Source organism: Comamonas sediminis (genome assembly GCF_041107495.1).
GTDB lineage: Bacteria > Pseudomonadota > Gammaproteobacteria > Burkholderiales > Burkholderiaceae_C > Comamonas > Comamonas sediminis.
The window spans coordinates 235,154-248,323 of sequence record NZ_JBGBDC010000008.1 but is presented as its reverse complement, the minus strand read 5'-3'; the positions used below and the strand labels follow the sequence as shown (position 1 = coordinate 248,323).

General features: G+C 66.9%; 12 protein-coding genes. 3 read left to right on the top strand and 9 right to left on the bottom strand.

The features are described 5' to 3' along the window. Positions 1-185: 185 nt before the first annotated feature. The 3 genes from AB7A72_RS18975 to AB7A72_RS18965 form a co-directional block, all read right to left on the bottom strand. A complete protein-coding gene (locus tag AB7A72_RS18975) occupies positions 186-1,700 on the bottom strand; it encodes a tripartite tricarboxylate transporter permease (protein ID WP_369460824.1) in 1,515 nt (504 codons plus the stop codon). Continuing rightward, positions 1,700-2,284, bottom strand: a complete 585-nt coding sequence (locus tag AB7A72_RS18970; protein WP_239809134.1) for a tripartite tricarboxylate transporter TctB family protein — start codon at positions 2,282-2,284, stop codon at positions 1,700-1,702. The genes AB7A72_RS18975 and AB7A72_RS18970 overlap by 1 nt, the downstream gene beginning before the upstream one ends. 154 nt (positions 2,285-2,438) lie before the next feature. Further along, the gene (locus AB7A72_RS18965; RefSeq protein WP_369460823.1) at positions 2,439-3,398 is read right to left on the bottom strand and encodes a Bug family tripartite tricarboxylate transporter substrate binding protein; all 960 of its coding nucleotides are present in this window, start codon (positions 3,396-3,398) and stop codon (positions 2,439-2,441) included. Between the two features lie 134 nt (positions 3,399-3,532). Between AB7A72_RS18965 and AB7A72_RS18960 the strand changes: the two genes are divergently transcribed. The 3 genes from AB7A72_RS18960 to AB7A72_RS18950 are packed head-to-tail and all read left to right on the top strand — an operon-like array spanning position 3,533 to position 6,099. Continuing rightward, complete coding sequence (locus AB7A72_RS18960; protein WP_369460822.1) at positions 3,533-4,228, top strand: response regulator transcription factor; 696 nt, start codon at positions 3,533-3,535, stop codon at positions 4,226-4,228. Continuing rightward, positions 4,218-5,687 carry a sensor histidine kinase gene (locus AB7A72_RS18955; RefSeq protein WP_239809137.1) on the top strand — a complete coding sequence of 490 codons (1,470 nt, stop codon included), beginning with the start codon at positions 4,218-4,220 and terminating at the stop codon, positions 5,685-5,687. Before AB7A72_RS18960 ends, AB7A72_RS18955 begins: the two co-directional genes overlap by 11 nt. Then, entirely contained in the window at positions 5,674-6,099 is a 426-nt protein-coding gene (locus tag AB7A72_RS18950; protein ID WP_239809138.1) for an RNA-binding S4 domain-containing protein, read from the top strand. Before AB7A72_RS18955 ends, AB7A72_RS18950 begins: the two co-directional genes overlap by 14 nt. A gap of 43 nt (positions 6,100-6,142) precedes the next feature. On the opposite strand, the gene AB7A72_RS18945 is transcribed toward AB7A72_RS18950, so the two are convergent. The 6 genes from AB7A72_RS18945 to AB7A72_RS18920 are packed head-to-tail and all read right to left on the bottom strand — an operon-like array spanning position 6,143 to position 13,154. Further along, a complete protein-coding gene (locus AB7A72_RS18945; protein WP_369460821.1) occupies positions 6,143-6,571 on the bottom strand; it encodes a type IV pilin protein in 429 nt (142 codons plus the stop codon). An 11-nt stretch (positions 6,572-6,582) separates the two neighbouring features. Beyond that, entirely contained in the window at positions 6,583-10,212 is a 3,630-nt protein-coding gene (locus AB7A72_RS18940; protein ID WP_369460820.1) for a pilus assembly protein, read from the bottom strand. 9 nt (positions 10,213-10,221) lie between these two features. After that, positions 10,222-11,013, bottom strand: coding sequence for a pilus assembly PilX family protein (locus AB7A72_RS18935; RefSeq protein ID WP_369460819.1), 792 nt, complete (start codon positions 11,011-11,013; stop codon positions 10,222-10,224). Then, positions 11,010-11,909 carry a PilW family protein gene (locus tag AB7A72_RS18930; RefSeq protein WP_369460818.1) on the bottom strand — a complete coding sequence of 300 codons (900 nt, stop codon included), beginning with the start codon at positions 11,907-11,909 and terminating at the stop codon, positions 11,010-11,012. The genes AB7A72_RS18935 and AB7A72_RS18930 overlap by 4 nt, the downstream gene beginning before the upstream one ends. A 1-nt stretch (position 11,910) precedes the next feature. Then, positions 11,911-12,603, bottom strand: a complete 693-nt coding sequence (pilV, locus tag AB7A72_RS18925) for a type IV pilus modification protein PilV (RefSeq protein ID WP_369460817.1) — start codon at positions 12,601-12,603, stop codon at positions 11,911-11,913. A 14-nt stretch (positions 12,604-12,617) separates the two neighbouring features. Next, positions 12,618-13,154 carry a GspH/FimT family pseudopilin gene (locus tag AB7A72_RS18920; protein ID WP_369460816.1) on the bottom strand — a complete coding sequence of 179 codons (537 nt, stop codon included), beginning with the start codon at positions 13,152-13,154 and terminating at the stop codon, positions 12,618-12,620. Positions 13,155-13,170 lie beyond the last annotated feature (16 nt).

Here is a 13,170-nt window from a genome sequence, read left to right as displayed (position 1 = left end):
GGCCGTTTCCACGCTGCCTTGGCAGCACCAGTTGGTAATCTGCAAATGGTAGGCCATGGCACCGCCACTGCCTAGCCCGCAAATGGGCAATACAGTGTTGCAGCACGGGAACAACGCGCATGGCAAAGGCATAAAAAAGGCACCCCGCAGGGTGCCAAGAGAAGGACCGGTTGAGGTGCCGGGCATCAGGCCGCTGCAGCCTGCAGCGCCTTTTTGTTGCCCATCCACTTCAGAACCCGGGGGACGATCAGCACCGCCAGCACGATGATGATCAGGGTCAGCGACATCGGGCGCTGCAGGAAGATGGTCCAGCTGCCCTCGCCGATGGCGACCGCATTGCGCATCTGGGCCTCGGCCAGCGGGCCCAGGATCATGCCCACCACGACAGGGGCGGTGGGGAAGTCAAAGCGCCGCATCACCACGCCCAGCACGCCAATGCCCAGCAGCAGGAACAGATCGAAGGTGCTCTGGCGCATGCCATAGGCGCCGACAGTGGCGAAAATCAGGATGCCGGCATAGAGCTGCGGCTTGGGGATCTTCAGCAGCTTGACCCACATGCCGACCATCGGCAGGTTCAGCACCAGCAGCATCACATTGCCGATGTAGAGCGAGGCAATCAGCGCCCACACCAGCGCTGCCGAGCTGGTGAACAGCTGGGGGCCGGGGTTGATGCCGTAGTTCTGGAACGCACCCAGCAGCACCGCGGTGGTGTTGCTGGTGGGAATGCCCAGGGTCAGCAGCGGGATCAGTGCCGCCGTCACCGTCGCATTGTTGGCCGCTTCAGGGCCGGCCACGCCTTCGATGGCGCCGGTGCTGCCGAACTCGGCCTTGTCATCGCCCTTGGCCAGTTTTTTCTCGGCCGCATAGCTCAGAAAGGTCGGGATCTCGGTGCCGCCCGCAGGGATACAGCCAAACGGCGTGCCGATGACCGTGCCACGGATCCAGGCGGGTACCGAGCGCTTCCAGTCGCGGCGCGTCATGTGCACGCGGCCCATTTTGTTTTGCGTATCGCGGGTCTTGGCTTCGTAGAGCGCAAAGTACAGCACCTCGGCCACAGCAAACAGGCCCACGGCGACCAGCACAATGTCGATGCCATCGAGCAGCTCGGGCTTGCCCATCGTGTAGCGCGCGGCGCCGGTGATCTGGTCCATGCCGATGCAACCCACGGCCAGGCCCAGGAACAAGGCGGTCAATCCGCGCAGGCTGCTCTTGCCCAGCACCGCACTGACGGTGGTAAAGGCCAGCACCATCAGCATGAAGTACTCGGGCGGGCCCAGGCGCACGGCAAACTCGGCCACCGTCGGTGCGAACAAGGTCACCACCACGGTCGCAATCGTACCGGCCACAAAGGAGCCGATGGCCGAGGTCGCCAGCGCCGCACCGGCGCGCCCGCTCTTGGCCATCTTGTTGCCCTCCATCGCCGTTACCATGCTCGCCGTCTCACCGGGGGTGTTGAGCAGGATTGAGGTGGTCGAGCCGCCATACATGGCGCCGTAGTAGATGCCGGCAAAGAAGATCATCGAGGCGGTCACCTCGACCTTGGCCGTGATCGGCAGCAGCATCGCCACCGCCACCGCAGGGCCGATGCCGGGCAGCACGCCCACCGCCGTGCCCAACGCGCAGCCCACCAGGGCCCAGAGCAGGTTCACCGGCGTGGCCGCCGTCATGAAGCCTTGGATCAGTGCATTGAAAATATCCATCACAGCCACCCTGTCTCGGTCAGTCCGGGCAAGTTGATTGCCAGGAATTGGGTAAAGGCCCAGAACACGGGCGCAGAAATCAGCAGACCCGTCACCAGGTCCTTGCCCATGGTCTTGAACGAGCCCGCCTGCGTTTGGCCGGTTGCGCGGCGCAGCCCTTGCGTGGCCAGCACATAGCACAGGCTGCAGCTGAGGATGAAGCCCAACGTAGTGATCAGCGCCGCGCTGCTGATCAGCCCCGCGCAGACCCAGGTGAGCGCGCCCCAGTCACCATGCTGGGCGCCATCGGGGGCATCGAGGTGGTGGAAGCCGCCGGTCAGCGCCTCCCAGCACAGCCAGATGCCGCACAGGCCCAGCACGCTGGCAGACAGCCAGGGCAGAAAATCAGGCCCCACGCCGCTGTAGCCCGCTTGCGAGGGGATGTGCAAAGCACCCCAGGACAGCAGGCCGGCGATCACCAGGACCGCTATGCCGACCAGCAGCTGCGAGGTGGTGCGCGGCGTGTGCGCATGCTCGAAAGCCTCCGGCGCAGGCGCGGCGGCGCCGTTGGCGCCGGGCCCCGAAGAATCTGCGGTGTTGCTCATATCGAAACTCCTGAAAAGATGACGGCGCCGCCCCGCGCCACCGATCAGGCGGCAACAGCCCAGCCGGGCACCGGGCCAGGCCGGTGCCTCAGACAGATGGCAAAGGGAAGCGCAATGCGCAGCGCATGGCCGCCAGCGGCCATGCCGGCTGCGCTTAGACCATGCCAGCGCGGGTCATGGTGTCCTTGAGATTGGCGAACTCGGCGGTGACGAACTGGCTGAAGGCATCACCGGCGAGCCAGGCCGAGGTCCAGTCGTTCTTCTTCATCGACTCGGCCCAGCTGGCGCTCTTGGTGGCTTTTTCCAGCATCGCGATCAGCTGCGCGCGCTGGTCAGCCGAAATGCCGGGCGCGCCATAGACGCCGCGCCAGTTGCCGATTTCCACATCAATGCCCTGCTCCTTGAGCGTGGGCACGGTCGAGCCTTCCAGGCGCTGGGCCGAGGTAACGGCGATCGGGCGCATCTTGCCGGTGGCGATGTACTCGGCAAACTCGCTGAAGCCGCTGCCGCCGATGGTGACATTGCCACCCAGCACGGCAGCAATCGCCTCACCGCCGCCCCGGAAGGCGACATAGTTGATCTTGGCCGGGTCCACACCCACGGCACGGGCAATCATCGCCGCAGCAATGTGCTCGGTCGAGCCGCGCGAGCCGCCGCCCCACTTGATCGAGCCAGGGTCCTTCTTGAGCTGGGCGACCACTTCGGCCATGCTCTTGTAGGGCGAGTTGGCGGGCAGCACGAAGACGTTGTATTCGCTGGTCAGGCGCGCCAGCGGCGTGGCCTGGTTCAGGTCCACCGGTGGCTTGCCGGTGATGATGCCGCCCAGCATGACGGCGCCCATGACCATCATCGCGTTCGGATCGCCCTTGCTGCCATTGACGAACTGCGCCAAGCCGATGGCGCCTGCGGCGCCGCCCTTGTTGTCATAGGTCACGGTGCCAGCGACGCCGGCATCCTGCAATGCCTTGCCCAGCGCACGGCCGGTCGTGTCCCAGCCGCCACCAGGGTTGGCGGGCAGCAGCATCTTGACATTGGTGGCAGCAAAGGCCTGCATCGGCAGGCTGCCGGCAGCGGCCAGCGCAAGCATGGATTTGAGGAATGCATCACGGCGCATGGTTGTCTCCTGATCGTGTTGTTAGTGCCTGAATCATCGCGGCCCTAGCTGTCAAATGGCTGTCAGCCAGGCGGTCCAGAGCTAGGGAAAACACCGAGTCTGGAGGCGCCGAGGAATTGGTGCACACTCCCGCCATGCACCTCTTGCTGATCGAAGACGACCCCACGATGCAGACCACCTTGCAGCGCACCTTGCGCCGGCGGGGCATGGAGGTCACGCCCATTACCGATGGCGGTGCGGCGCTGCCGGCCTGGCGCAAGCTCGCGCCCGATGTGGTGGTGCTGGACCTGAGCTTGCCGACGATGGACGGGCTGGAGATCATTGCCCAGGCGCGCAGCGAAGGCCTGGCCGCCCCCACCCTGATCCTGACTGCGCGTGGCACCGTCGGCGACCGCATTCTGGGCCTGAACTCGGGTGCCGATGACTACCTGGCCAAGCCCTTTGACCTGGACGAGCTGGAAGCGCGCATCCGCGCGCTGGTGCGGCGCGCGCAGCCGTTGGTGGCCGAGCCCGCAGCACCGGCTGTGGCGCCCGGCATGGCGCTGCGCTATGACAAGGCGTCCGAATCGTTTTACTGGCGCGGCCATCTGTTTGAACTGACGCCGCGCGAAGTGGCTTTTCTGCGCGTGCTGAGCCAGCCCATGGGCCAGGCGGTGACCAAGGAGCGCTTGTTCAGCGCCGTCTTTGCGGGCGAGACCGATGTGCAGCTGGAGGCGGTCGAGGTAGTGGCCTACCGCCTGCGCAAAAAGCTGGCGCCGACAAACATGCAGCTGATGACCCTGCGCGGCCTGGGCTACCTGCTCAAGCCTGGTGCCGCCGATGGCGCCTGACAGCAGCAAGGCCCCGGGCCGGTCCCAGCCGCCGCGCATACGCTCGCTGCGCCGCAACCTGCTGCTGGGCATCTTGCTGCCCGTTGTGGTGTTCATCATCTACAACACCAGCAGCCTCTACCGGCAGTCGCTGCAGGCCATCAACACCGCTTACGACCGCAGCCTGCTGGCATCGGCCAAGGTGATTGGCGAGCAACTGACCGTCGCCGGTTACGACGACCTGGCGATTGTCGATTCGGCCGTGCCCTATTCGGCGCTGGAGGCCTTCGAGGCTGACAACCAGTCGCGGCTGTTCTACCGCGTCTCCAACATGAGCGGGGAGCTGATTGGCGGCTTTGCCGAGCTGCCGATCTGGCGCGGGCGCATCGCCCAGCAGCCACCCTACGCCGCGCTCGTTGATTTCTACAATGCCGAGTTCCGGGGCATGCCGGTGCGCATGGCCGCGCTGCTGCAGCCGGTGGCCAGCGCCACGGGCCGGGGCATGGCCTTGATCCAGGTGGCAGAGACCCTGGAGATCCGCGAATCGCTGGCCCGCGACATGCTCTGGGGCACCCTGGTGCAGCAGGCCTTGCTGTTTGGCTGCATTGCCGTTGTCGTGGTGGTGGTGGTGCGGCGTGCCACCTTGCCGATTCTGCAGCTGAGCGACCAGCTCAATGCGCGCAGCGACCATGCATTGCAGCCACTCAAAACCCCGGCTGCCACCCCTTCGGAAGTGCTGCCCCTGGTCGATGCCACCAACCGGGTGATGGCGCGGCTGTCGCACCTGGTGCAGCACCAGAAGCGCTTTGTGCGTGATGCCTCGCACCAGCTGCGCACGCCGCTGGCGGTGCTGAAGGTGCAGGTGCAGTCGGCCCAGCGCGGCGATGTGGAGCCCGAGCAGGCGCTCAGCGAGATCGCCGCCACCGTGGACCGCGCCACCTTGCTGGCCAACCAGATGCTGTCGCTCGCCAAGGTCGAGCAGTTGCACCAGTCCGAACACACGCAGACCGTCGACCTGACAGCCATCGTGCGGGACATGGTGATCGAGCTGTCTCCGCTGCTGGCCGACAAGAACCTGCAGTTCGAGCTGCAAAGCGATGAGGTGCTGCTGGCCGCCCACCCCTGGATGCTGCGCGAGCTGGTGCGCAACCTTTTGCACAATGCCATCCAGCACTCGCCACCCGATGCGCCACTGCTGCTGCAGCTGACGCAGCAAGGCCCGGCTGCCAGCTTGCGCATCAGCGACTGGGGCCCCGGGGTCAGCGCGGAGATGCAGGCGCGGCTGACCGAACCCTTTGTCACCGGCAACCTGCGCGACGGCTCGGGCCTGGGCTTGGCGATCTGTCACTCCATTGTGACGGCGCTGGGCGCGCGCCTGTCGTTGCACAACCGCCTGCACCATGGCCATATCCAAGGTTTTGATGCTGTAGTAGAGTTCAAACCGAATGTCCAACCACCTGCCGAAGATGGCCCACACTGAGACCGACCAGACACCCACGATGCGCATCGACAAATGGCTGTGGTGCGCCCGCTTTTACAAGACCCGCGCCATTGCGGTCGAGGCCATCCACAAGGGCCATGTGAAGGTCAATGGCACCGTCGCCAAACCCTCCAAGGAAGTGCGCGCGCAGGACACGGTCGAGCTGCTGCAGGCGCAGACTCCGCGCACCGTCGCCGTGCTGGGCATGGCCGCTACCCGCGGCCCCGCCCCGGTAGCCCAGCAGATGTACGAGGAGACCGCCGACAGCATCCGCCAGCGCGAAGTGCTCAGCGAGCAGCGCCGCCTGGCGCCCGAGCCTGCCAACAGCCTGCAGGCCGGCCGCCCCACGAAGAAAGACCGGCGCGACATGCAGGAGCTGCGCAGCTGGAACGACCGCTGGAGCGCGCAGTAAGCGTCTGCATCTGCAGCCTCTTCTGACCTATGCAATCCGCGCATCAGCGCCAGCATTCCGCCGTGCTGCTGCCTTGCGCCAGCTGCAGATTGCCTTGCCGCCCATCCTGCGTCAAGGTGTAGTTGCCACAGCGGTCCCGCTGCTGCGCCCCCGGTTTACGAGTTGCCACCAGCGTATAACGGGCAGCGCTGTTGCCTTCGGCAAAACCAATGGTGTAGCGCTTGTCCGGCAGGTCCTGCCAGGTCAGCGCGGCGGGCAGCTCCAGCGGATAGACACCATTGGCAGTGGCAGCGCGCTCCAGCCATTGCGCAGCCTGGAATAGACCCGTTCGTGCGTCGGTGCGGTGCCCCCGGCGCACATATTCGCTGTAGTTGGGCAAGGCCACCGCATTCAGGATGCCGATGATGGCCACGACAACCATCAGCTCCACCAGGGTCAAGCCCGCGTTGGCCGGGGAGGACCGAATCTGCATGCCGGCCCTTTTCATCGCGCCTGGCGCCAGGTGGGCCGGATCGGCACTTCGGGCAGATCACGCAGCGATTCGCCGTCGAGGCGGATGCGCTGCTGCCCCTCATCATCGCGCACGCGCAGCATCGCATGCGGGCCGGCGCCCAGCGACATGCGCGATGCCCGGCCGTCGGACTGCGCATCAAACACCCCATCGCCATCGGCATCCAGCAGCTGCAAGCGCGGCCGCGAGCCATCGATGGCATTGACCAGGCTGAAATACTGGCGTGCGGCAGTGCCTTCCACCGGCTCGCAACGCTCCGGGCCAGGGTCGCCATCACGGGCATGCGCGGGCACCTCGCTGATCACTGCCAGCAGGTTGCTGCCGCTGTAAAAACCCAAGGGCTGCAGCAGGCGCTCGCCTGCTTCGGGCAGATCAAGGTACCAGCCTCGGTGCTGGTTCCAATCCAGCGCATCGGCGCCTTCGCTTTCGTCCATCGCCCAGAACTGGCGGCGGTCACTGCTGCGGGCATTGGCGGGGTTGGGATGGATGCGCCGCTGCAGCAACTGGCTTGGCGCCACCGGGCTGGGCAGATCGGCATCGCTGCCCAGTGCCGACTGGCATTGCGCATCGGCGGCCGAGGCGCAGACCTCGACCCGCTCACCGCGCTCGCCCACCCTCTTGTAGCGGCTGGTATCGAGCACGGCATAGAGGCTTTGCACACTGTTATCCTGCGGGTCCTGGCGGCTGGCATTGCGGCCGGTGCCAAAGGCCACCATCAAGCCGCCGACGGGCACCTGGCGCTGGCCGCCCGCCTGCTGCAGCGTGCGCAGGCGGTCGTTGCTGCGCACCAGGGGCGCAGTGCTGATGGGCTGGGGCCGGCTGCGCTGCCCGGGCGCGCTGCGCGTGCCGCCCCGGGCCTGGTAGAGCGGTACGCCCGCTGTGCCCTGGTTGCTGGTCGTTGCCGCCAGCGCGCCCCACTGCGCCACACCCCAGGCAGCATCGTTGTCGGCGCTGATCAGAAACTTCCAGAGATTGCCCTGGTTGTCACCGGCGTAGACCACATCGGGCCGGCCATCGCCATTGATATCGACCAGCCTGGGCGCGGACAGGCCGTTGTCTTGCACAAAGCGGCACGCCGCCTGCGGCGCGGCCTGCTGCCTGCAGGCCTGCGCCGTGGTGGCCCCGGTCGCCACCAAACGCAGCAGCTCTTGCGCGCCGTCGAGGTACTGGATCAGCAGCACCGGCCTGCCGTTGGTGCTGTTGTAGCCATTGCCCAGCACCAGCGCCCAGCGGCCGTTGTTGAGCGGGGCGATTTGCGTCGTGCGCTGCGGGTCGATGTCGTCGCGGGAGGGGCTGGCAGTGATATGGCCGATATCGGCAAAGGCCTCGGCCAGCTGTGTGCAAGCCTGCGATGCCGCGCCCGTCTCCGCATCGCAGCGCGGTGCGGATTCCGTCGCATGCCAGCTGCGGTCCATCAGCACCAGACCGGCGGCTTGCGCCTCGGCAAACCCGGTCTCGGGCTCGGTGACATCCAGCACAAAATAGCCTTTGCCACCGGCACCCAAGGTGCCCGCCAGCAAAGTGCGCCAGCGCGGACTGCTGGTTCTGCCCAGGTTGGCATCCCCAGCCAATGGCGAGCCATCGACCCAATAGCGGTGCTGGCCATCGTAGCCTGGGCTGGTCAAAGCACGCAGACCGGGGATCACGCCCCGGGGCACATAGGCGATCTTTTCTTCGCCGCTGCGGGCCGAGAAGCCGTGCAGCATGCCGTCATTGCCACCGACATAGAGCATCGGCAAGCGGTGCTGGTGGCGCAGCACAAAGTCGAGATAGCCCGCGTCGGTATGGCGCGCAGAAGGCTTGCCCAGGTACCAGATCTGCGAATGCACGATATCGCCTTGGCGCGAATGCCGGTTGCGCAGGCGGCCGCCGTGCTGGGCCTCATGCCGGCGCTCGCCCCGCAGGTAGTTCAGCCGCTGCTCGCCGCTGGCCTGGCCCTGCTCGCCATCGGCGTGACCTTGCAGGGCCAGCTTGTGCGCCGCACTCAAGTAGCGGTCATCCGCAGCCCAGCGAAAAGGCACGCCGCGCTGCTGCACATCGCCCCAAGTCAGCACCAGGCGCTGCTGCCAGGCAATCGCATCGAGCTTGTCAGCCGTTGTCTGCCCGCCCCAGCCGGGTGCCGGCTGCAAGCGGCCATCGCTGGCCATCGCCTGGGCCTGAATGGCGCCAGCCCAGGCACGGCCCGGGTCGTAGCTGGCCGTGAACAACAGGGCATCCTGCGCAATGGCCTGGCTGGCGCTGGCAGCGCCTGTGCTGGCAGCCGCGGCGCGCTGCGCGCCGCCCGTGTTCTGGGCCTGTATCTCTGCGAAGATTCGGCGCAGCGCTGCTGCCACGTCGGGCGCCTCGGTTGCTGCATAAAATCGCCCTCGCCCATTGAGGGCCGCATGCCACAGATCCAGCGCGCGCACGCCCTCGCCTTGCGCATGCATATCGGGCCAGACGGCCTCCCCTTTGGCCAGCGCTGCAAAGCTGCCGTCATAGCCCAATGGCATGTGCTGCGCAGGTGCCAGGATGTGGGGCGCGCCGGGCCAGGTGCTGGCCTCCCGTCCAATGCCAACCGTATAGGTCTGCATATGGGGCCAGCTGGCGGGGTTGTAGCGGGGGTTCCAGTAGCGTTCCAGCTCGGCAGGCGGGCCAAGGCCATCGGCAAAACGCTCGCTGCGCGGCGCATGGCGGTAACCGGCTTCAGGCAACAGGCTGCCGCTCAGGCCTGCGCGCTGCAAAGGGTCGGCCCAGCTGTGGAAAGCCCAGTCCGCCAAGGTGCTGGGCACCGCATCGCTGTAAAGCCGGGTGGCGGCCCTTTGCGCGGCACTGCCACCGCCATAGACCTGGCCATCGGGCAGGACTTTTGCGCGGCTGTGGTCGTCTTGCGCGCCGCCGGTGGCCGGGCCATCCCAGCGGCTGCCGGCCAGCACAATGTGGTAGTTGCGGCGGCAGCCCAGGTAGCTACTGCTGGCAGCAGTGCCAGCGCCCGGTTGGCTGGACCAGGGGCCTTGCGGGCTCAGCGGCCTGCGCAGGTACGCATCGGCCTGGCCGAACAGGTGGTGCAGGTCGCTGCTGTGGCCGGTACGGAGCGAGTCGGCAAAGGCCAGAGCATGCTGGCGATGCCGGCCCTGCAGCGCCTGCATGCCATTGCTGGCCAGACGCGGGCTGTTGACCGAGCTGGCGCCAGACCGGCGGCGCTGGCCGTGCACCATGCCCGCCGGCCCGCCGCCGGGCGCTGCGCCATGGTTCCACATCGCCTGCCAGGCCAGGCGTATCGCGCCATCGTGCAGTTGCTGGTGATCGCCCAATACGTCCTTGAGCGCATGGCGCAGCACGGCGATGCGCTGCGCGCGCGTGTCCCAGATGCCTTCGCCATCGGGGGCGGTGATGCTGGCCAGACCGGGCTCGGTGCTGCCCATGCGGCGCTGCATCGCGGCCGAGTCATCGACGGAGACAATGACATTCGGTGCCACGACGGCGCTGGCGCCACCGGCAGGCTCGGTGGCCAGCTCCAATGACGCGGCCGCAGCCGGTACCAGAACCGCCCACGCCAGTGCCAGGCTCCGAGCGCTGGTGGAGTTGCGGCGTGAAACCCTGCCGGTGTGCTTGCCATTCATAGCTGCCTCTCAGTCTTTGCGCCGGGGCCGGGCGTAGCTTTGCTCCAGTACCACCAAGCTGTCCGGCTTGCGGCCAAAGGCGGCGGCGGTGATGCGGTAGACCACATGCGGAGACAGGCCCACCAGTTCGAGCTGCTGCGCAGGCGCATTGCTGATCAAACCGGGTTGGCTATCGATATAGGGGATGACCTCGATCCAGTACCAGGCACCGGCCTGTGCGTCATCCCGCTCAGCCAGAATGGGATGGGCCGGCCGGTCTGCATCGCCCAGCTGCGCGCCGGTGTACTGGCCATAGCGTGCGCCCGTGCCAGCGCGTATCAGCGCAAACAAATCCTGCTCGCCGGCTTGCCGGGCCGGCGTACCTGCGGCAGGCGCATTCCATATATCCTGGCGCCCGACGCGCTTGGCACAGAGCGCATCGATGCAGCGTTGCGGCTGGGCACTGAGTGTTGCCAAGAAGGCAGGCAGGTCGGCGTTCTCCACCGGTACCTTGGTGGTGCCCCCGCTGCGGCACACACTGGCTGCCGCCCCATGAGGCAGGCCGCCATAAGCACAGGGTCGGCCATCGGCCCGCTCTCCGCGAATATCGAGTTCGGCGTCCAACAGCAAGGCTTCTGCAGCTTCAAAGGCCCGCTGGTAATCGGCATCGTTGCCGACCACCAGTTCGCCATACCAGGCGGTCCGCGCCGCCCACAAGGCCAGCAGCATCGACAGCATGCTGAAGACCAGCACGGTCAGCAACGCGGCACCCCGTGCGTGCTGCGCAAGGCTGACAGGATGAAGGTAGTGAGGGCGTCTCATAGGCTGCCCTGGCTGCGCAACTGGAACAGGTTGCGAAAGACGCGGTGCATCCGCTGTTTGCGCGGCCCCGGCAGATCGGCGACGGCCACCCATTCGCCATCGCAACCGGTATAACCGCTGCCTGCCGGCAACGAGGTGGGCCGGCTGCCAAAGAGCACCAGGCACACTTCCACCGCCACCACCTCCGACCAGTCGCGGCCCGCCTGCTGCGCATTCACATACTGGAGCTGCGGCTGCGCCATGCCCGCTGCCTGCATGCGCAAATAGCGCAGCTCAAAGGCCGCTACGTTGTCGACCAGCGGCTGGGGCGACGCAGCGGTATCGTTGCCGCCACAACGCAGCACATGGCCGCGCAGCCTGAAGTACGATTCCAGCCGCTGATCGGCACTGGCATCCACCGGCCCGCCCAGGCAGTTGCGCGCTTGCGCAGCCAAGCCGGGCTGGGCAAAGACCGGCTCCTTGTAGCGCCGGTAGCCGGTCACCAGGCTGTTATGGCTGCCGCGCAGCGCATCCGTTTGAGGGGCATAGCCACGGGCGCTGCCTGAGGCTGGTGCCGTGGTCTCGAAAGCCGCTGGCGCCAGTGCGGCGCTGACCGATGCACCGGCGCCGGCGGGCAGGTTCAGGTTGAGGTACAAACCGCCCGCCTGGCGCAGTTGCAGCCCGATGATGCGCAACGCATAGCTGGCCTGCTGCTGCAAGTGGCTGGCATCGCTGACGGTCAGCGACAGGCTGCGGGAAGCCAGCATGGCCATGCTGGCAGCGGCGATCACCAGCAAGCCCAGCGCCATGCCCACCATCAGCTCGACCAGACTGAAGCCTTGCTGCCTGCTCTCCGTTAAGCGGCACGGCGCGGAAGTCAGCGCAAAGGCCCCGGCCGGAGGGATGTGGCGCGGCATATCAAATCCCCCCGCAGTGGTAGTGCACGTTGCTGCCCATGCGCTCCACCGCACAGCGTGCGTTCAGGGCCAGGTACTGCAAATGGCAGGTGTAGCGCAGATCACCATCGTCATCCTGGCAGACCACCTCGCCGCCGCGTTCCGCTACCGCGTCGGCGCGGGCTCCTTCGCCGACACTTCGGGTGCTATCGACCGGGTTGCGGTACGGCGCGGGGTCGGGCGAGCCCGGCATGGCATGCGAGCTCTCGGCCCAGCGGATCATCACGCCCAGTTGGCGCCGGTTGGCTGCCTGGTTTTCGCCCGGTGCCAGAAAAATCCGGGACTGCCCCAGCGGCAGGCTGCGTGCCACCTGCAGCCGCCACTGCGCCAGTTCGTGGTCCGCCAGCTCCGCAGCGCTGCAGGGCCGGGCGCTGCATGCAGAGGCCGGAGGCGCCGCCGCCGCGTCCTGCCAGTCGCTGACGTAGCGGTCCAGCTGGTCCCAGGCATGGGGGTTGGCACGTATGCGTTCACCCAGGTCTTCGATCAAGCGGAGGGCCTGCACGCGCCGGGTACTGGTCTGCGTATCTGCAAGCGTGCGCAACTGCATCCCCAGCATCGCCAACACCCCGAGGACCAGGACCACGATGGCCACCATCGACTCCAGCAAGCTGATGCCGCGCGAGAAGGAGGCTTGGGGATGGGATGGCATGAACATAGGCAGGCGCCCTTTCAGCCCCGTACAGGACAGGGCGGCCTGTCGGCAACCCGCACGCGGCCGCCTCGGCTGGTGCACAGCCCTTTGGCCGCGGCATCCTCCAGGCCTTTGCCCTGGGGGAGCAGCGAAAAGCTGAAACCCGCCACCGGCATGCCCCAGCGGTCAAAGCGGATGCCCTCCCCCAAGCTGCTGCGCTGCACCTGCAGACCTGGCGGCACCTCATAACGCTGAAGGACCAGGGCATCCGGCGCACATTGCTGCTGGCCCAGCTCATGCGCACAGACCTGCCAGCCACAGCTCCAATCGTTGGTTCGTGCGCGCGCCTGGCAGTGCGCGCTGGCGGCGATGCGCTGCAACGCGATCCGCCCACTGCGTTTGACCGCCTCGGAGCGCGCAAGATGGATCGCCGAATGCAGGGCCTCCAGAGACTGCTGCACGCGCCAGCGCTGCAGCAGGCCGCTGAAACTGGGCGCGGCCAGCCCCGCGATAATCGCCAACAGGCTGATGACGACCATCAGCTCAACAGCGGTCAGCCCCCGATGTCTGCGCAAACATCGATATCTCCAT